A 17,288-nucleotide genomic window follows, 5' to 3' on the forward strand; every position below is an offset into this window, starting at 1 on the left:
TCAGTTACTCGATAAACACGCAGTAAAATGCGGGTTGATGATAACTCAGCTTGGAACACCGGGAAACGGAGGACGGAAATAACTGATTTCCGCTTTCACGATCTGCGGCATACGTGGGCGAGTTGGTTGGTTCAGGCAGATGTGCCGCTTTCGTCACTCCAGGAAATGGGCGGCAGGGAGAGCATCGAAATGGTACAGCGATACGCTCACCTTGCACCTAACCATCTAACTGAGCATGCGAGGCAAATTGACGCGATTTTCGGAGGTTTAGTCCCAAATCTGTCCCATGATGCAATTGGAAAGACGGGATGAAAGGTGTAACTCATTGATACTTAGCCCTATAGGATTCGAACCTATGACCTACGGCTTAGAAGGCCGTTGCTCTATCCAACTGAGCTAAGGGCGCATTGAGATGCGGCAACCTGCGGCTGCGGGTTGGGATTATACGGCCAGAGGTTAGCGAGTCAATGCCTTTTCATGACGTTACGGCGGCGGCCGTGCTTTATGGCGTTTTTTCCGCCAGCGCCCGCGCGGCGAGGGTTCCCGTCAACCGGGCGCTGCCATGCTGAACCAGGCCGACGCCTACGTAAATCGGCGCGCGCTCAGACCACTGCCGCCCGTCGCCCCGCCACCGGCAAAGGCGAGCGGACTGTACGACTGCGGCGATGTCGCCCCAATCGGCGTGCTCAACCACCCGCGCGTTGCAGGTCGCCGCCACCCTTTCCCCCAGTGTGGCGTCGGGGCGAGCGCTGTTTAAAGAAGCCTGGCTCCCCGATGCCCAAACCAGCAACAGCGTGCAGCCTGCCCAGGCGCAGCCCTTCATACGCATAACTTCCGCCACAGCGCATTCAGGCGTGCCCGCCACGACGGCGCCGCCTCATGCTTGCCGAGCTGATGCAGCGCGGTGAGTTGCGCACTGTCCGCCGGATGCAGCGAAGAATCGAACACCGTTTCCCCCACGTGTTTAGGCTCTGCCGGTTGCTCGTCAGGCTGATGATGCAACGGGTAAAGCCGGGTTATCGCTCTCATGATCCTGCCCTCTTTCGCCCTGTGAACGGCCCCAGCGTATCCAAATACAGGTAAAAATGACGTAGAGGATCCTGAGGCCGGCATAAAAAAAGCGTAAATCGGCGTCGGCAACGGCCGCGAGGGTGATTCTGCGCCTGACAGCGCGCTCAGCTTCTGCCAGAATAGCGGCATCCCCGCTTTTCTTAATTGATGGATTTCCACACTGATGTCAGCAAAGATTATTGATGGTAAAACGATTGCGCAGCAGGTTAGAAACGAAGTGGCTGAGCAAGTGAAACAACGTCTGGCGGCCGGCAAACGCGCCCCAGGGCTGGCGGTTGTGCTGGTCGGCGAGAACCCGGCTTCGCAAATTTACGTCGCCAGCAAGCGCCGCGCCTGCGATGAAGTCGGCTTCCTTTCCCGCTCCTACGACCTGCCCGCTGCCACCAGTGAAGCCGAGCTGCTGGCGTTGATCGACCAGCTGAACGCCGATGAGGAAATCGACGGCATTCTGGTCCAGCTGCCGCTGCCGGCCGGCATCGATAACGTCAAGGTGCTGGAACGCATTCACCCGGACAAAGACGTCGACGGCTTCCACCCGTACAACGTCGGCCGCCTGTGCCAACGCGCGCCTAAGCTGCGCCCGTGCACGCCGCGCGGCATCGTCACCCTGCTGGAGCGTTATAACATCGATACCTACGGCCTGAACGCCGTGGTGGTCGGCGCCTCCAACATCGTCGGCCGCCCGATGAGCATGGAGCTGCTGCTGGCCGGCTGCACCACCACCGTCACCCACCGCTTCACCAAGAATCTGCGTCACCACGTCGAGAACGCCGATCTGCTGGTGGTGGCGGTCGGTAAGCCGGGCTTCATTCCGGGCGACTGGATCAAACCGGGCGCCATCGTGGTGGATGTCGGCATCAACCGTCTGGAAAGCGGTAAAGTGGTGGGCGACGTCGATTTCGACGCCGCCAGCGAGCGCGCCGCCTACATCACCCCGGTGCCGGGTGGCGTCGGCCCGATGACCGTTGCTACACTGATCCAAAATACCTTGCAGGCCTGCGAGGAATATCACGACGTTCAACCTAAATAAGTAAGGCAGTATGGAAATTTTCAATCTGGACAATCATCCCCACGTCGAACTGTGCGATCTGCTGAAGTTCCAGGGCTGGTGTGAAAGCGGCGGCGCCGCCAAAGAAGTCATCGCCGAAGGGCGGGTGAAAGTCGACGGCAAAGTCGAAACCCGCAAGCGCTGCAAGATCGTCGCCGATCAGGTGGTGGAATTCAACGGCGGCAAGGTCATGGTTAAACCCTAACCCGCAGCCATAGAAAAAGGCGCTGAATTCAGCGCCTTTTTTGTTTTTCCCTGCGGCCGGATTACTTACGGCGCCAGGTGGTGCCCTGCGGGCCGTCTTCCAGCACGATGTTCATCTCGTTCAACCGATCGCGAGCGGCATCCGCCAGCGCCCAGTCCTTCGCAGCGCGCGCTTCGTTACGCTGTTTGATCAGCGCTTCGATCTCCGCCACTTCGCCGCCGTCAACCTGAGCGCCCCCTTGCAGGAACTGCTCCGGCTCCTGCTGCAGCAGGCCGAGCACGTTCGCCAACTTACGCAGTTCCGCCGCCATGCCGTTAGCCGCCGCCATGTCTTCACCCTTGAGGCGGTTAACCTCGCGCGCCAGATCGAACAGCGCCGAATAGGCTTCCGGGGTATTGAAGTCGTCGTCCATCGCTTCGCGGAAGCGGGCTTCGAACGCTTCGCCGCCGGCCGGCACGGCGTCGGCGTCGGTGCCGCGCAGCGCGGTATAGAGGCGCTCCAGCGCGGTGCGCGCCTGCTTGAGGTTCTCTTCGCTGTAGTTCAGCTGGCTGCGATAGTGGCCGGACATCAGGAAGTAACGCACCGTCTCCGCATCGTAATGGCCGAGCACGTCGCGAATGGTGAAGAAGTTATCCAGCGATTTGGACATCTTCTCTTTGTCGATCATCACCATGCCGGAGTGCATCCAGTAATTGACGTACGGGCCGTCGTGGGCGCAGCTCGACTGTGCGATCTCGTTCTCGTGGTGCGGGAACATCAGATCGGAACCGCCGCCGTGGATGTCGAAGTGGGTGCCCAGCTGTTTGCAGTTCATGGCGGAGCATTCGATGTGCCAGCCCGGACGGCCCGGCCCCCACGGCGACTGCCAGCTCGGCTCGCCCGGCTTGGACATCTTCCACAACACGAAGTCCATCGGGTTGCGTTTCACGTCGTCGATCTCTACGCGCGCGCCGGCCTGCAGCTGATCCAAATCCTGGCGCGACAGCAGCCCGTATTGCGGATCGCTGTCGATGGAGAACATCACGTCGCCGTTGCTGGCCACATAGGCGTGATCGCGATCGATCAGGCGCTGGGTGATCTCGATGATCTCGGCGATGTGCTGGGTCGCGCGCGGCTCTTGATCCGGGCGGTCGATCAGCAGCGCGTCGAAGTCGGCGTGCATTTCCGCCAGCATGCGTTCGGTCAGCTGGTCGCAGGTTTCATGATTTTCCGCCGCGCGGCGGATGATTTTGTCGTCCACGTCGGTGACGTTGCGCACGTAGTTCAGCGAATAGCCGAGGTAGCGCAGGTAACGCGCCACCACGTCGAAAGCGACAAAGGTACGACCGTGGCCGATGTGACACAGGTCATAGATGGTTACCCCGCACACGTACATGCCCACTTTCCCGGCATGAATGGGTTTGAATTCCTCTTTTTGACGACTCAGGGTATTAAAAATCTTTAGCATCGGGAGATTCCGTGGTGTGCGTGATAACAAAAAAGATAACCGGGCTTCAGGTTTTCCGCCCGGTAGCGTATTGAAACCTGAAGCCTGATCTATTGCAAGGTTAAGGCCATGCTTTGCTGACTTCACGCGAATAAAATGCGCGAAATTCGACGGCCGGCGTAATTGTTATAATATAACATAAATGCAATTACCACAGACAGTGCGCGGTTGAGCCGCTGCTGACTCGCTGGGGCGGATATGTTATAAGGGCGGTCTGAATGTTCACTCGCTTTACGTGACGTCTCACTTCACCTTGTTAGGATTAAAACTATGGTTACTTTCCACACCAATCACGGCGATATCGTTATCAAGACCTTTGCTGACAAAGCACCGGTTACCGTTGAAAACTTCCTGAACTACTGCCGCGCCGGTTTCTACGACAACACCATCTTCCACCGTGTGATCAACGGCTTCATGATCCAGGGCGGCGGTTTCGAGCCGGGCATGAACCAGAAAGCGACCAACGCGACCATCAAGAACGAAGCCAACAACGGTCTGAAAAACACCATCGGCACCCTGGCAATGGCGCGCACCAACGATCCGCACTCCGCCACCGCACAGTTCTTCATCAACGTGGCTGACAACGACTTCCTGAACTTCCGCGGCGAAAACGTGCAGGGCTGGGGCTACTGCGTGTTCGCTGAAGTGGTTGAAGGCATGGACGTGGTCAACAAGATCAAAGGCGTGAAAACCGGCCGCAGCGGCATGCACCAGGACGTACCGGTAGAAGACGTCGTGATCAACAGCGTAACCGTCAGCGAGTAATCGCAGCTGCATGAGTACGCTGTTCATCGCAGATCTGCACTTGTGCGCACAGGAACCGGCAATCACTGCCGGTTTTCTGCGTTTTTTACAGCGCGAAGCGGTTCACGCCGACGCGCTGTACATCCTCGGCGACCTGTTTGAAGCCTGGATCGGCGACGACGATCCCGAGCCGCTGCACGCGGAGATCGCCGCGGCGCTGAAAGCGCTGCAACAGGCCGGCGTGCCCTGCTACTTCATCCACGGCAACCGCGATTTTCTGCTCGGCAAGCGCTTCGCCCGCGCCAGCGGCATGCAGCTGCTGCCGGAAGAGAAAGTGCTGGAGCTGTACGGCCGCAGGATCCTGATCCTGCACGGCGACACCCTGTGCACCGACGATCAGGCCTATCAGCAATTCCGCCGTAAAGTGCACAACCCGCTGATTCAAAAATTGTTCCTGGCGCTGCCGCTGCGCTGGCGACTGAAGATCGCCGCCAACATGCGCGCCCGCAGCCAGCAATCCAACCAGTACAAGTCGGAAGCCATCATGGACGTCAACCCGCAGGCAGTCGAACAGACGATGCTGCGCCACGACGTGCGCTGGATGATCCACGGCCATACCCATCGCCCGGCGGTGCACCGGCTGGCGTTGAGCAACGGCGAAGCCCATCGCGCGGTGCTGGGCGCCTGGCACGTCGAAGGATCGATGATCAAAGTCAGCGCCGACGCCGTCGAGCTGATCCAATTCCCATTCTGAGCCCCGGACTGGCGCGCGAGTGAAAATTCGCGCTTTTGGCGGTGAAAACCGGCGACGCAACCGTTTTCCTTGCCGTGCGCTCATGGTATGCTCTACGCCCTCATTCGGCCCTCAGCCGACGCCAGACAAATCACAGGAGCCTTACACCCATGGGAGCCAACGCCGCTTCAGCCGCCACTACCGGGGCGAAAATCGCAATTGTAATGGGATCGAAAAGTGACTGGGCCACCATGCAGTTCGCCGCCGAAGTCCTGACCCAGCTCGAAGTCCCCTTCCATGTCGAAGTCGTTTCCGCCCACCGTACGCCGGACAAGCTGTTCAGCTTCGCCGAGCAGGCTACCGCCAACGGCTTTGACGTGATCATCGCCGGCGCCGGCGGTGCGGCGCACCTGCCGGGCATGCTGGCGGCGAAAACCCTGGTGCCGGTGCTGGGTGTGCCGGTGCAAAGCGCCGCGCTGAGCGGCGTAGACAGCCTGTACTCCATCGTGCAGATGCCGCGCGGCATTCCGGTGGGCACGCTGGCGATCGGCAAAGCCGGCGCCGCCAACGCCGGGCTGCTGGCGATGCAAATCCTGGCGCTGCACGACGCCGCGCTGGCGCAGCGTTTGGCGGACTGGCGTCGGGCGCAGACCGAAGACGTCTTGAACCACCCCGATCCGCGGGAGGACGCATGAAGCCGGTTTGCGTACTGGGCAACGGCCAGCTGGGGCGCATGCTGCGCCAGGCCGGCGAACCGCTGGGCATCGCCGTTTATCCCGTCGGCATCGATGCCGAGCCCGAGGCGGTGCCGTATCAGAACAGCGTCATTACCGCCGAGATCGAACGCTGGCCGGAAACCGCGCTAACGCGCGAGCTGGCGACCCACAGCGCCTTCGTCAACCGCGACATCTTCCCGCGCCTGGCCGATCGCCTGACGCAAAAACAGCTGCTCGACCAGCTCGGCCTGGCGACCGCGCCGTGGCAGCTGCTGGCGGGCGCCGCCGAATGGCCGCAGGTATTCGCTTCGCTGGGCGAGCTGGCGATCGTCAAACGCCGGGTCGGCGGCTATGACGGCCGCGGCCAATGGCGCCTGCGCCCGGGCCAGGAAGCCGAACTGCCGGCCGATGCCTATGGCGAGTGCATCGTCGAGCAAGGCATCAATTTCTCCGGCGAAGTGTCGCTGGTGGGCGCGCGCGGCCACGACGGCCGTTCGGTATTCTACCCGCTGACCCACAACCTGCATGAAGACGGCATCCTGCGCACCAGCGTGGCGCTGCCGCAGCCCAACCCGGCGCTGCAGCAACAGGCCGAGCAGATGCTGGCGGCGATCCTGAACGAGCTGAACTACGTCGGCGTGATGGCGATGGAGTGCTTTATCGTCGGCGATCGGCTGCTGATCAACGAACTGGCGCCGCGCGTGCACAACAGCGGCCACTGGACGCAAAACGGCGCGTCCATCAGCCAGTTCGAACTGCATCTGCGCGCCATCCTTGGCCTGCCGTTGCCGCAGCCGGTGGTGAGCACGCCGTCGGTGATGGTCAACCTGATCGGCACCGCCGTCAACGAACAGTGGCTGTCGCTGCCGCTGGTACATCTGCACTGGTATGAGAAAGAAGTGCGCCCGGGCCGCAAGGTCGGCCACCTCAATCTGAACGACCCGAGCGCCGCCGATCTGCGCCAGGCGCTGCAGGCGCTGGCGCCGCTGCTGCCGGGCGAATACCAAAGCGGGCTGGCCTGGGCACAGCAGAAGCTGGCCTAAAGCGCCGCCGCCGAAAGTAAAAGGGGTTAGCCTTAGGCTAACCCCTTTTTTCATCCCGCTAAGTCAACATCACCCCTCATAACTGCGGAACAGCGCCCGGCCGCGCAGCAGGCGCACGCCCAGCCAGCCGCCGCAAAGCGACAGCAGCAGCGCGCTGGCCAGCGGCAGCGCCCACCACAGCACCGGCGTCGGCGTCCACGGGAAGTCGAATACCCGGCTCTGCAGCAGCCACAGCGCCGCCTCGGCGCCCACCGCCGCCGCGATGCCCGCCACCAGCCCCAGCAGGGCGAACTCGCACCACAGCGTGCGGCGCAGCAGCCGTTTGCCGGCCCCCAGCGTGCGGTACACCACCAGCTCCTGGCGGCGCTGACGCATGCCGACCTGCACCTGCGCCAGCAGCAGTAAGCCGCCGCACAGCACCACCAGCACCACCATCACCTCCAGCGCGCGGCTGACCTGCTGCAGCACGCCGCCGACCTGTTTCAGGATCGCGCCGATGTCCAGCAGGCTGAGCGTCGGAAACTGGCGGTTGAGCTGGGTCAGCATCCGGCCGTCGCCGTCGTAGCGGAAGCTGGTAAGCCAGGTCTGCGGCTGGCCGTCCAGCGCGCCCGGCGGGAAGATAAAGTAAAAGTTCGGCTTCAGGCTTTCCCAATCCACCTGGCGCAGGCTGGTGACCTTGGCGCTGAACGCCTGGGTATCGCCGCTGAAGGTCAGCGTGTCGCCCAGCGTGATCTTCAGCCGCCCGGCAATGCCTTCATCCATCGAGACTTCGCCGCTTTTCGGCGGCCAGCTGCCCGCCACCAGCGGATTATGATCCGGCAGATCGGCCAGCCAGGTCAGGTTCAGCTCGCGGTTCACCGCCTCGCCGCCCGGATCGTCTTCATGCACCCGCTCGGTCGCCAGCTGCTGGTTTATCTCGGTCAGGCGCACCCGGACGATCGGATAATAGGTTTCCGGCTTGATCTGATGCTGCTGCAGGAAGGTTTTCACCTGCGGCACCTGCGCCTCGGTCATGTTGAGCAGGAAATAGTTCGGGCTGTCCGGCGGCAGCTGTTGCTGCCAGCGTTCGAGCAGATCGCCGCGCAGCACCAACAGCAGCGCCAACAGCATGAACGACAGCGAAAATGCCGCCAGCTGGCTGATGGTCACCCACGGCTGATGCAGCAGGCGGTTAACCGCCAGCCGCAGTGCCAGGCTCTTGAGCGTGATGCGGCGCAGCAACAACAGGCTGCCCCAGCCGATGCCGCCCAGCAGCAGCGCCAGCACCGCCATACCGGCCAGGATCGCCCACAGCAGCGTGCTGGCCCCCATCAGCGTCACCAGCAGCGCCACCACGACCGCCGCCGTCACCGGCAGGAAGTAGCGCAGCGGCCAGACGCTGGCCACCACATCGCGGCGCAGCACCCGCAGCGGTTGGGTAGCCAGCAGCTGACGGTACGGCCGCAGCCCGACCAGCAGTGAAATCAGCACCAGCGCGCCGAGCGCCCACAGCCACGGCCAGGCGCCGGCGGCGGGCAATGCGGCCGGTAACACCGGTTTCAGCAGGCGAATCAACAGCGCTTCAAACGCCAGCCCGATCGCCCCGCCGCACACCGCCGCCAGCGCCATCACCGCCAGCCACTGGCCGACGATCAGCTTACGCAGCGCGCCGCGCCCGGCGCCGAGGGTTTTCAGCACCGCGATCAGATCGTAGCGGCTGCGACAATAGTGGCTCATCGCCACCGCCACGGCGGCGATCGACAACAGCAGCGTCAGCAGGGCCGACAACAGCAGGAACTGTTGGGATCGCTGCAGCGACTTGCCGAGCGCGCTGCCGGACTCCTGCAGCCCGAACCAGCGCTGATCCGGCGTCAACTGCGGCGTCAGCCGTTCTTCGTAACGTTGAATATCCGGCTCGGCGCCGGCGAACATGTAGCGGTAGGTCAGGCGACTGCCCGGCTGCACCGCGCCGGTCTTATCGACGTCCGCCAGGTTGATCATGATGCGCGGCGCGGTCTGGAACGGGTTGAAGCCGGCGTCCGGCTCCTGAATGATTTCGCCGGCGATGCGCAGCGTGGTGTCGCCCACCTCGAGCGAATCACCCACTTTCACGTTCAGCAGCGCCAGCAGACGCGGTGCCACCAGCACGCTGCCCGGTTCGGGTTTGATGTTGGCCGGGCGCGTTTCCAGCTTGCCGTACAGCGGATAAGCCAGATCGGTAGCTTTCACGTCCGCCAGCTGCGGCCGATCGCCGGCATAGGTCATGGTGGTGAACGACAGCTGACGGCTCAGTTTCAGCCCCTGCTGCTGCGCGTCCAGCAGCCAGCCTTCCGGCACCGGATGCGCACTGCGCAGCACCCGATCGCCGGCGATAAAGTCGCGGCTTTGCTGGCTGAGCCCTTTGTCCATGCGATCGCTGATGCTGCCCAGCGCCAGCACACAGGCCACGGAGAGCGTCAGCGCCAGCCAAACGATCAGCAGCGACGGCGAGCGCCATTCGCGCCAGAACCAGCGCCAGATCATGCTTCCTCCCACAGCTTGCCTTCGCGCAGCCGCAGCCGCCGCTGGCAGCGCGCCGCCAGGGTTTCGTCATGGGTCACCAGGATCAGGGTGGTGTCAAAATCGCGGTTGAGGGAAAACAGCAGATCGGCGATGCGATCGCCGGTCTGGCGATCGAGGTTGCCGGTCGGTTCATCGGCGAACAGCACCCGCGGCCGGCCGCTGAAGGCGCGCGCCAGCGCCACACGCTGCTGCTCGCCGCCGGACAGCTGCGCCGGCAGGTGATCGAGCCGTTTGCCCAATCCCAGCTGTTCCAGCAGCTGCACCGCCTGCTCGCGGCTCTGCCTGTCGCTCTCGCCGCGCAGCAGCGCCGGCAGCTGCACGTTTTCCAGCGCGTTCAGCGTCGGCACCAGCATGAACGACTGAAATACGAAGCCGACGTTCCTGGCGCGCAGCGCGGCGCGGCCTTCTTCGTCCAACGCGGTCAGCGACTCGCCGAGCAGGCGCACCTCGCCCTCGCTGCCGTCATCCAGCCCGGCCAAAATGCCCAGCAGGGTCGATTTCCCCGATCCGGATTCGCCGATCAGGGCGATCGTCTGCGCGGGTTTGACAAGCAGCTCGACTCCGGTAAGGATGGTGAGCTGATGCTCACCCTGACCAACGTGTTTACTAAGATGATGAACTTCAAGAACGTTTTCCGCTGGCATCTTCCCTTCCTTTTGCTGTTGGGATTATTCAGTTTACGCGCTGTCGCCGCCGATACCTTGTTGATTTTGGGCGACAGTTTAAGCGCCGGTTACCGCCTGCCGATCGAGCGGGCCTGGCCGACGCTGTTGGCCGAACAGTGGCAGAAAAAACCGGGCGCGCCGCAGCTGGTCAACGCCAGCATCAGCGGCGACACCGCCGCACAGGGGCTGGCGCGTCTGCCCGCGCTGCTGAAACAGCATCAGCCGCGCTGGGTGCTGATCGAGCTGGGCGCCAACGACGGCCTGCGCGGCTTCCCGGCGCAGGACGTACAGCGCGATCTCGGCCAGATCATCACACAGGTGCAGCAGGCCGGCGCACAGCCGCTGCTGATGCAGATCCGCATCCCGCCGAACTACGGCCGCCGCTATACCGAGGCGTTCAGCGCCGTCTACCCGGCGCTGGCCAAGCAGTTCAACATTCCGCTGCTGCCGTTCTATATGGAACAGGTGGTGGTGAAGCCGGAATGGATGCAGGATGACGGATTGCACCCCAATGGGGACGCCCAGCCGTTTATCGCCTCCTGGATGGCGGAGCGCCTGGAACCGCTAGTAAAACATGAGTCTCACTAAATTAGGGTCGTACACTAGGTAAAGTTATGCAAAAAGCAGTATTGATAACCGGCTGCTCCAGCGGGATTGGACTGATTGCGGCGCAGGATCTGCGCAACCGCGGCTACCGGGTGCTGGCCGCCTGTCGCAAGCCGCAGGACGTGGAAAACATGCGCCAGCTCGGGCTGGAAGGCATCGAGCTGGATCTGGACGACAGCGCCAGCGTCGAGCGCGCCGCCGCCGAGGTGATCGCGCTGACCGGCGGCCGCCTGTACGGCCTGTTCAACAACGGCGGCTTCGGCGTTTACGGCCCGCTCAGCCGCATTTCGCGCAGCCAGCTGGAACGGCAGTTCGCCACCAACCTGTTCGGCACCCACCAGCTGACCCAACTGCTGTTGCCCGCGATGTTGCCGCACGGCGAAGGGCGCATTATCCAGACCAGTTCGGTGATGGGGCTGGTCTCCAGCGCCGGGCGCGGCGCCTACGCCGCCAGCAAGTTCGCGCTGGAGGCCTGGTCGGACGCGCTGCGCATGGAGCTGCACGGCAGCGGCATTCAGGTCAGCCTGATCGAACCGGGGCCGATTTCCACCCACTTTAGCCAGAACGTCAACCAGGCGCAGAGCGACAAGCCGGTGCACAACCCCGGCATCGCCAAGCGCCTGACGCTGCCGCCGGAGGCCATTCTGCCCAAACTGCGCCACGCGCTGGAAAGCCCTCGCGCCAAACTGCGCTACCCGGTGACCCTGCTGGCGCACGCCATGAGCGTGCTGCGCCGCATTCTGCCGGGCCGCTGTCTGGATTGGCTGCTGCGCGGCAACGCTTAATTCGCCCGCCGGGGTTGAAGAATGGCGGCGCGCCCCCATCTACACCCCATGGCTCCGCACGATCAGAGAGAAAAAAGATGCTAGCTCAAGCTGTTGTTGATATTAACGAAACTAACCTGCACCAGACGCTGGAACAATCGATGTCCATTCCGGTGCTGTTCTACTTCTGGTCCGAGCGCAGCCAACACTGCCTGCAGCTCACGCCGGTGCTGGACAAGCTGGCAGCGGAATACGCCGGTCAGTTCATTCTGGCCAAGGTGGACTGCGACGCCGAACAAATGATCGCCTCCCAGTTCGGGCTGCGTTCGATTCCGACGGTCTACCTGTTCAAAGACGGCCAGCCGGTCGACGGCTTCCAGGGCCCGCAGCCCGAAGAAGCGATCCGCGACTTGCTGCAGCGTTTCCTGCCGAAGGAAGAAGACCTGAAACTGGCGCAGGCGCAGGAACTGCTGGCCGCCGGCAACGCCGCCGAAGCGCTGCCGCTGCTGAAAGACGCCTGGCAGAGTAGCCAACAGCGCAGCGACATCGGCCTGACCCTGGCCGAAACCCAGATCGCGCTCAGCCGCAGCGAAGACGCCGAAGCGGTGCTGGCAACCATCCCGCTGCAGGATCGCGATACCCGCTATCAGGGGCTGGTGGCGCAGATTGAACTGTTGAAGCAGGCGGCGGACACGCCGGAAATCCAACAGCTGCAACAGCAGGTACAGCAGCAGCCGGACAACGTCGAGCTGGCAGTGCAGCTGGCGCTGCAGCTGCATCAGGTCGGGCGTAACGAAGAAGCGCTGGAACTGCTGATGGGGCATCTGAAGAAAGATCTGGCCGCCGCCAACGGCAACGCGCGCAAGACCCTGATGGACATTCTGGCCGCGCTCGGCACCGGCGACGCGCTGGCCGCTAAATATCGCCGCCAGCTGTACTCCCTGCTGTACTGATATACCCTTCGTCTTTCCAGCCGCATCGTTGTTGGCTGCACGTTTGAACCCCAGTCACTTAGTTATCTAAGCGCCTGGGGTTTCTCACGTTTGCCGCCTAGACGCAACTGCAAATCCATTGGGTATATGTGTTGTCCCAAAGTAAATATTGAAGGGTATCCCCTAAATAGTTCGAGTTGCATCAAGGCGGCAAGTTTGTAAGTCCCCGGGAACTTACTCAAGTAAGCGACCGGGGCGCGCAAACGCAGCCAACACAGATGCAGCTTGAAATATGACGGGGATATCAGCGATAGACCCGCACCCCGCCCTCCACGCCCGCCGGGCTGAACAACACCTGCCACAGCTGAATGTTGCGCGAACGGAACGCGCCGGCGCAGGCGTTCAGGTAATAAGTGAACATGCGTTCGAAGCGCTCGGAATAGCCGCCGGCCAATTGCGGCCACGCCCGTTTGAAGTTCTCCAGCCAGGCCATCAGCGTGCGATCGTAATCGGCGCCAAAGTTGTGCCAATCCTCCATCACGAAACGCCCTTCGCTGGCCTCGGCGATATGCCGCACCGAAGGCAGGCAGCCGTTGGGGAAGATGTATTTGTCTATCCAGGCGTCGACGTTGAGATCGGTCTGATTGGAGCCGATGGTGTGCAGCAGGAACAAGCCGTCGGGCTTCAGGTTGCGCGCCGCGACGCTGAAATAGGTCTCGTAGTTTTTCGGCCCGACGTGCTCGAACATGCCGACCGACACGATGCGATCGAACTGGCGATCCAGATCGCGGTAGTCCTGCAGCAAGATCTCGACGTCCAGCCCCGCGCAGCGTGCCTGCGCCAGCTTCTGCTGCTCGGCGGAAATGGTCACGCCGTGCACCGAGACGCCGTAGTTTTGCGCCGCAAACTGCGCCAACCCGCCCCAGCCGCAGCCGATATCCAGCAGCGTCATGCCCGGCTTCAGCTGCAGTTTTTCGCAGATCATCCGCAGCTTGGCCTGCTGCGCTTGCTCGAGCGTCTGCGCCTCTTTCCAGTAGCCGCAGGAGTATTGCATGTAAGGATCGAGCATCGCCCGGAACAGGTCGTTGCCGATGTCGTAGTGCTCTTTGCCCACCTGCCAGGCGCGCTTGCGCGATTGGCGGTTGAACAGCCGGGCATAGGCAACGCGCGCGATGTCGCTCAGGCTTTTCGGCAGCCGCTCATCGACGCCGGCCTGCAGAATGCGGGTGAACAGCATGTCCAGCCGTTCGCACTCCCACCAGCCGTCCATATAGCTTTCGCCGAAACCGAGCGAGCCTTCCTGCAAAATGCGTTTGAACAGCGCCGGGTTGTGCACCCGGATATCCCAGGCGCGCGGGCCGTTGATGGCGACGCCGGCTTCCGCCAACATCTCCTCCACAATGCGATACCAGCGATCCTTCTTCTGGGCGAGTTCATCAACACTGAGCGAATCCATAACAATCCTTGGCCGAAATGTCATTTCAAAAAGCATAGTCGCAAATAAAAATGACAAATTTTTGACGGTAAATACCGGGGTGTTTTTACTCTAGCCAAGGCGAGCAACATCATGAAATGAATAAAAATTATTGAAATCATGCCATTTAGGCATACTTATCCGCGCCGGCGCGGGCGCGGATAAACCGACGGCGGCTAAGGCAAAATAGAGGTGCCGGCCTGGCCCGCCAGCACCGCGTCGATATCCTGCAGGCCACCGATATGGGCCGTCCGCCCGGTGCGGTCGACGAAGCGGCTGACCGCCATGATCTTCGGCCCCATGGCGCCGTCCGCCACCGCCATCGGCGCCAGTTCCTGCGTGGTGGCGCGCCGAATGGCGCGCTGGCGCGGCGTGCCCCACTCCTGGTAAACCGCGTCGGCATCGGTGAGGATCACCAGATGATCGGCCCCCACCTGCTCCGCCAACAGCGCCGCCGCCAGATCTTTGTCGATCACCGCTTCGCTGCCCGTCAGCCCATGCTCGCCGGTGATCATCGGGATACCGCCGCCGCCGTTGCAGATCACGATGTGCCGCTGCGACAGCAGCAGCGTGATCGCCTCGATGTCGAGAATCTTTTGCGGCGCCGGCGAAGGCACCACCCGGCGGATGTAGTTGCCGTCCGCCTTCAGCGTCCAGCCGTATTTGGCCTCCAGCGCCTGCCGCTGTTCCGGCGCATACACCGGCCCGATAAACTTGCTCGGCGCCTGATAATCCGCATCCTGCGCATCCACCAGCACCCGCGTCAGCAGCGTGGACACCGGCTGCTGCGGATGGCTGGCGCTCAGCTGCTGCGCCAGCATATAGCCGATCATACCCTGGCTTTCGGCCACCAGAATATCCAGCGGATAGGGCGGCACATCGCGGTACGCCAGGTTCTGCAACGCCAGCAGTCCCACCTGCGGCCCGTTGCCGTGTACGATGGCAATGCGGTATTTCTGCGCCAGCTTGCCGATGGCGTCGGCGATAAGGGCGATGCTCTTATACTGATTTTCCGCAGAGAGCACGGCTCCGCGCTGCAACAGGGCGTTGCCGCCCAACGCAATGACCAAGGTTTTCATGGTTTGCACCCGTAGTTGAAATCATACCGTCCCGACCGGATCCGCGATCCGGCCCTCGTGTTCACACCGCGCGCCGCACAGTGCGTTAATCGTCGTCACCCCCAGCCACACGCCCAGCAGCGTGTCCGCTCCCGAGAAGTGCCCCAGGCTCAGCATCGCCGCCACCGCCGCCGATACCTCTTCAGGCGCCCGCAGCCCCTGCGCCAACGCATGCAGCGGCGTGGCGAACACGCCCTGCTCGGCGTAACGCAGGTAGTGCGCGCTCACCAGCGTGGTCAGCGCGTCCAGCGGTGGCGTCTGGGCGAAAAACGGCGCCAGCCCGGTAACCGGGATGCGGCTGTCGAGGTGGGCGCTCAGCAGCAGGCCGAGCAAGGTGTCGTCGTTGCTCGGCGTCAGCCCCGGCCCCTTGCCCAGCGCCTGGTGCCAGTCGACCGTGTCGCCCCGCAGCCAACGGGAAAAATCCCGCACCAGCGCGGCCGGCTCCGGCGTTAACGGCTGCCTCACCAATCGGCCCAGCTCGCCGTGCAACCCGCACTGCGCCGTGCAGCGCTGCAATACCGCCGTCAGCGGCCGATCGGCAATGGCCGCGCGCGGCGCCAGCGCCAGATCCCGCGCCGCGGCGGCGGGCCGCACCAGGAACGCATCCAACGTGATGCCTGTGGCGGAGAAAGCGCAGCGTCGTACGGACGGCACCGCACGCCGCACGCGATCGAAATCCCGCGCGCCGAGCTGCCACCCCATCGGGCTCAGGCCGCTGCCGGCGCGGTGCAGCGTCAGCAGCCGTGCGCTTTCCGTCAGGAAATTGATCGCGTTGTTGAAGCTGCCGACGCAGCGCAGCGCGCCGTAATCCTGCGTCGCATGGCGGCTGCCGGCCAACGCGATAATGTCCATATGCGCCTCCGTTCGCTTACGCCGTAATGCCGAGCTTATCGGCCAGCGCTTCGATCGCTTTCTCGAAGCAGCCGAGCGGCGCGCGCACCGTGCCGGCGCCAATTTGCCCGACCCCGGCTTCGCGGTGGGCGATGCCGGTGTTGATCAGCGGCGTGATGCCGGTTTCCACCACCCGCCGGGCATCCAGCCCCAGGCAGGCGCCCTGGAAGTCCCAGGTCGGGATCTGCAGCATCATGTTGCGCTCGAGGTAGATTTCCGCCATTTCCTCGGAGATGTCGGTGGCGGCGCTCATGCCGCCGGAAGCCCCGACGAAGCGCGTCACGCCCGGTGCCGCCACCATCGCCGCGCCGCCAATGCCGAAGGTTTCGGTGATCGCGCTGTCGCCGATGTCCGGGTTGGCGTCCGCCTGGCTGAAGCCGGAGAAGAACAGCCCTTCCGGCGTGTTCACCGGCGCGGTGAACCAACGATCGCCCATCCCGCTGATCTTGATGCCGAAATTCTTGCCGTTGCGGGTCATTACCGTGACGATGGTGCCCTGCTCAATCTCCGCCCCGGCGTCCATCGCCGCCTTGCAGTAGGCCATCGCCAGATTGAGGAAGAACTGATCGGTGATGCTGAGGAACTGCATCACCTGCGCCAGCTCCGCTTTATCGCGCGGCAACAGGCTGATCTCCGGCGCCAGCCTGCGCATCAGCAGCGCCGAGGCCGCGATATTGCGCTGGTGGAATTCGTCCCCCATGCTGATCGCCTGCGCCATCAGCGCGGTCAGATCGATCCCCTCCTCCAGCGTCGCCAGCACCGCTTTCAGCACCGGGGCCAGCGAGTCGCGCATCCAGCGCAGGCGCTGCTGCACGTCCTCGCCGTAGGCGCCGAAGCGCATCACTTTGCCGATGCCTTCGTTCATGTTGCAGTAGGCGTAATTGCCGTGAACGGTGTTCCTGACCACCACCATCGGCATGTGGGCCGAGGTGATGCCGCCCATCGGCCCCACCGCGCTCACGCTGTGGCACGGGATGAACTCGATCTCCCCCTGCGCCAGCAGCGCCAGCGCCTGCTGCTCATCCTGCGCCCAGCCTTCGAACAGGCAGGCACCGATGCAGGCGCCGCGCACCGGGCCGCTCATCTCTTGCCAGGTGACCGGCGGGCCGGCGTGCAGCAGCTTGCGCCCTTCGGCCAGCTGCGGGATCAAGCGGTGCGCCAGATCCACATCCTGCCAGTGCGGGCGCGCCTCGCGGATACGGGCGATAACGGCGGCGTTTGCTTGCTCAATCGTTGCGTACATAGCGGTTC

The 17,288-nt window shown here is 63.2% G+C and carries 18 protein-coding genes, 1 tRNA gene and 1 pseudogene; 10 read left to right on the forward strand and 10 right to left on the reverse strand.

Annotated elements, in window-relative coordinates; translation table 11 throughout:
- Window positions 1-24 precede the first annotated feature (24 nt).
- Window positions 25-312, forward strand: a pseudogene (locus tag GF111_RS07280) (tyrosine-type recombinase/integrase); the annotation flags it as partial.
- Window positions 313-332: 20 nt separating this feature from the next.
- On the opposite strand, the gene GF111_RS07285 reads toward GF111_RS07280, so the two are convergent.
- From GF111_RS07285 to GF111_RS07295, 3 genes are all read right to left on the reverse strand, one after another.
- Window positions 333-407 (reverse strand) — tRNA-Arg (locus GF111_RS07285).
- A gap of 95 nt (window positions 408-502) precedes the next feature.
- Window positions 503-829: a hypothetical protein gene (locus GF111_RS07290; protein ID WP_065425913.1), complete on the reverse strand. Its 327-nt coding sequence runs from the start codon at window positions 827-829 to the stop codon at window positions 503-505.
- Window positions 820-1,029 carry a hypothetical protein gene (locus GF111_RS07295; RefSeq protein ID WP_038875103.1) on the reverse strand — a complete coding sequence of 70 codons (210 nt, stop codon included), beginning with the start codon at window positions 1,027-1,029 and terminating at the stop codon, window positions 820-822. Before GF111_RS07295 ends, GF111_RS07290 begins: the two co-directional genes overlap by 10 nt.
- Before the next feature lie 205 nt (window positions 1,030-1,234).
- On the opposite strand from GF111_RS07295, the gene folD reads away from it, so the two are divergent.
- A complete protein-coding gene (gene folD / locus GF111_RS07300) occupies window positions 1,235-2,101 on the forward strand; it encodes a bifunctional methylenetetrahydrofolate dehydrogenase/methenyltetrahydrofolate cyclohydrolase FolD (RefSeq protein ID WP_004940177.1) in 867 nt (288 codons plus the stop codon).
- A gap of 10 nt (window positions 2,102-2,111) precedes the next feature.
- Complete coding sequence (gene ybcJ, locus GF111_RS07305) at window positions 2,112-2,324, forward strand: ribosome-associated protein YbcJ (protein WP_004940179.1); 213 nt, start codon at window positions 2,112-2,114, stop codon at window positions 2,322-2,324.
- A 61-nt stretch (window positions 2,325-2,385) separates the two neighbouring features.
- Here ybcJ and cysS read toward each other — a convergent pair whose 3' ends face one another.
- The gene (gene cysS / locus GF111_RS07310) at window positions 2,386-3,771 is read right to left on the reverse strand and encodes a cysteine--tRNA ligase (RefSeq protein WP_055312585.1); all 1,386 of its coding nucleotides are present in this window, start codon (window positions 3,769-3,771) and stop codon (window positions 2,386-2,388) included.
- Between the two features lie 309 nt (window positions 3,772-4,080).
- Between cysS and ppiB the strand changes: the two genes are divergently transcribed.
- The 4 genes from ppiB to purK all read left to right on the forward strand — a co-directional run bounded on the left by ppiB (window position 4,081) and on the right by purK (window position 7,046).
- Window positions 4,081-4,575, forward strand: coding sequence for a peptidylprolyl isomerase B (ppiB, locus tag GF111_RS07315; RefSeq protein ID WP_004940183.1), 495 nt, complete (start codon window positions 4,081-4,083; stop codon window positions 4,573-4,575).
- A gap of 10 nt (window positions 4,576-4,585) precedes the next feature.
- Window positions 4,586-5,308, forward strand: coding sequence for a UDP-2,3-diacylglucosamine diphosphatase (locus GF111_RS07320; protein ID WP_038875098.1), 723 nt, complete (start codon window positions 4,586-4,588; stop codon window positions 5,306-5,308).
- Window positions 5,309-5,457: 149 nt separating this feature from the next.
- Window positions 5,458-5,982, forward strand: a complete 525-nt coding sequence (gene purE / locus GF111_RS07325) for a 5-(carboxyamino)imidazole ribonucleotide mutase (protein WP_038875095.1) — start codon at window positions 5,458-5,460, stop codon at window positions 5,980-5,982.
- A complete protein-coding gene (gene purK, locus GF111_RS07330; protein WP_047728605.1) occupies window positions 5,979-7,046 on the forward strand; it encodes a 5-(carboxyamino)imidazole ribonucleotide synthase in 1,068 nt (355 codons plus the stop codon). The genes purE and purK overlap by 4 nt, the downstream gene beginning before the upstream one ends.
- Before the next feature lie 69 nt (window positions 7,047-7,115).
- Here the strand turns inward: purK and ybbP are convergent, their stop codons facing one another.
- Together ybbP and ybbA are read right to left on the reverse strand one after the other, a co-directional pair.
- Complete coding sequence (ybbP, locus tag GF111_RS07335) at window positions 7,116-9,548, reverse strand: putative ABC transporter permease subunit YbbP (protein WP_047728607.1); 2,433 nt, start codon at window positions 9,546-9,548, stop codon at window positions 7,116-7,118.
- On the reverse strand, window positions 9,545-10,231 hold the full coding sequence (ybbA, locus tag GF111_RS07340) for a putative ABC transporter ATP-binding protein YbbA (protein WP_004940192.1): 687 nt from the start codon (window positions 10,229-10,231) through the stop codon (window positions 9,545-9,547). The genes ybbP and ybbA overlap by 4 nt, the downstream gene beginning before the upstream one ends.
- On the opposite strand from ybbA, the gene tesA reads away from it, so the two are divergent.
- From tesA to GF111_RS07355, 3 genes are all read left to right on the forward strand, one after another.
- A complete protein-coding gene (gene tesA, locus GF111_RS07345) occupies window positions 10,202-10,840 on the forward strand; it encodes a multifunctional acyl-CoA thioesterase I/protease I/lysophospholipase L1 (protein ID WP_162215449.1) in 639 nt (212 codons plus the stop codon). The genes ybbA and tesA overlap by 30 nt on opposite strands.
- 26 nt (window positions 10,841-10,866) lie before the next feature.
- A complete protein-coding gene (locus GF111_RS07350; RefSeq protein WP_048232880.1) occupies window positions 10,867-11,643 on the forward strand; it encodes an SDR family oxidoreductase in 777 nt (258 codons plus the stop codon).
- 77 nt (window positions 11,644-11,720) lie between these two features.
- A complete protein-coding gene (locus GF111_RS07355) occupies window positions 11,721-12,575 on the forward strand; it encodes a co-chaperone YbbN (RefSeq protein ID WP_025160052.1) in 855 nt (284 codons plus the stop codon).
- Between the two features lie 283 nt (window positions 12,576-12,858).
- On the opposite strand, the gene cfa is transcribed toward GF111_RS07355, so the two are convergent.
- The 4 genes from cfa to GF111_RS07375 all read right to left on the reverse strand — a co-directional run bounded on the left by cfa (window position 12,859) and on the right by GF111_RS07375 (window position 17,280).
- Complete coding sequence (cfa, locus tag GF111_RS07360) at window positions 12,859-14,010, reverse strand: cyclopropane fatty acyl phospholipid synthase (RefSeq protein WP_038875080.1); 1,152 nt, start codon at window positions 14,008-14,010, stop codon at window positions 12,859-12,861.
- A 194-nt stretch (window positions 14,011-14,204) separates the two neighbouring features.
- On the reverse strand, window positions 14,205-15,107 hold the full coding sequence (locus GF111_RS07365; protein ID WP_038875130.1) for a carbamate kinase: 903 nt from the start codon (window positions 15,105-15,107) through the stop codon (window positions 14,205-14,207).
- 21 nt (window positions 15,108-15,128) lie between these two features.
- A complete protein-coding gene (locus GF111_RS07370) occupies window positions 15,129-15,998 on the reverse strand; it encodes a DUF2877 domain-containing protein (protein WP_055316481.1) in 870 nt (289 codons plus the stop codon).
- Window positions 15,999-16,014: 16 nt separating this feature from the next.
- Window positions 16,015-17,280, reverse strand: coding sequence for a DUF1116 domain-containing protein (locus GF111_RS07375; protein WP_055312589.1), 1,266 nt, complete (start codon window positions 17,278-17,280; stop codon window positions 16,015-16,017).
- Between the last annotated feature and the right edge of the window lie 8 nt (window positions 17,281-17,288).

It is taken from the genome of Serratia sp. HRI (assembly GCF_010119335.3).
Classification (GTDB): Bacteria; Pseudomonadota; Gammaproteobacteria; order Enterobacterales; family Enterobacteriaceae; genus Serratia; species Serratia nevei.

What these genes read in the sequence shown, in the direction of transcription:
- cfa (WP_038875080.1), bottom strand. Translation starts at nt 14,010, where the DNA reads ATGGATTCGCTCAGTGTTGATGAACTCGCCCAGAAGAAGGATCGCTGG.
- ybbP (WP_047728607.1), bottom strand. Translation starts at nt 9,548, where the DNA reads ATGATCTGGCGCTGGTTCTGGCGCGAATGGCGCTCGCCGTCGCTGCTG.
- GF111_RS07295 (WP_038875103.1), bottom strand. Translation starts at nt 1,029, where the DNA reads ATGAGAGCGATAACCCGGCTTTACCCGTTGCATCATCAGCCTGACGAG.
- ybbA (WP_004940192.1), bottom strand. Translation starts at nt 10,231, where the DNA reads ATGCCAGCGGAAAACGTTCTTGAAGTTCATCATCTTAGTAAACACGTT.
- tesA (WP_162215449.1), top strand. Translation starts at nt 10,202, where the DNA reads ATGAACTTCAAGAACGTTTTCCGCTGGCATCTTCCCTTCCTTTTGCTG.
- GF111_RS07320 (WP_038875098.1), top strand. Translation starts at nt 4,586, where the DNA reads ATGAGTACGCTGTTCATCGCAGATCTGCACTTGTGCGCACAGGAACCG.
- purK (WP_047728605.1), top strand. Translation starts at nt 5,979, where the DNA reads ATGAAGCCGGTTTGCGTACTGGGCAACGGCCAGCTGGGGCGCATGCTG.
- GF111_RS07350 (WP_048232880.1), top strand. Translation starts at nt 10,867, where the DNA reads ATGCAAAAAGCAGTATTGATAACCGGCTGCTCCAGCGGGATTGGACTG.
- ybcJ (WP_004940179.1), top strand. Translation starts at nt 2,112, where the DNA reads ATGGAAATTTTCAATCTGGACAATCATCCCCACGTCGAACTGTGCGAT.
- cysS (WP_055312585.1), bottom strand. Translation starts at nt 3,771, where the DNA reads ATGCTAAAGATTTTTAATACCCTGAGTCGTCAAAAAGAGGAATTCAAA.
- GF111_RS07370 (WP_055316481.1), bottom strand. Translation starts at nt 15,998, where the DNA reads ATGGACATTATCGCGTTGGCCGGCAGCCGCCATGCGACGCAGGATTAC.
- folD (WP_004940177.1), top strand. Translation starts at nt 1,235, where the DNA reads ATGTCAGCAAAGATTATTGATGGTAAAACGATTGCGCAGCAGGTTAGA.
- ppiB (WP_004940183.1), top strand. Translation starts at nt 4,081, where the DNA reads ATGGTTACTTTCCACACCAATCACGGCGATATCGTTATCAAGACCTTT.
- GF111_RS07290 (WP_065425913.1), bottom strand. Translation starts at nt 829, where the DNA reads ATGCGTATGAAGGGCTGCGCCTGGGCAGGCTGCACGCTGTTGCTGGTT.
- GF111_RS07365 (WP_038875130.1), bottom strand. Translation starts at nt 15,107, where the DNA reads ATGAAAACCTTGGTCATTGCGTTGGGCGGCAACGCCCTGTTGCAGCGC.
- GF111_RS07375 (WP_055312589.1), bottom strand. Translation starts at nt 17,280, where the DNA reads ATGTACGCAACGATTGAGCAAGCAAACGCCGCCGTTATCGCCCGTATC.
- purE (WP_038875095.1), top strand. Translation starts at nt 5,458, where the DNA reads ATGGGAGCCAACGCCGCTTCAGCCGCCACTACCGGGGCGAAAATCGCA.
- GF111_RS07355 (WP_025160052.1), top strand. Translation starts at nt 11,721, where the DNA reads ATGCTAGCTCAAGCTGTTGTTGATATTAACGAAACTAACCTGCACCAG.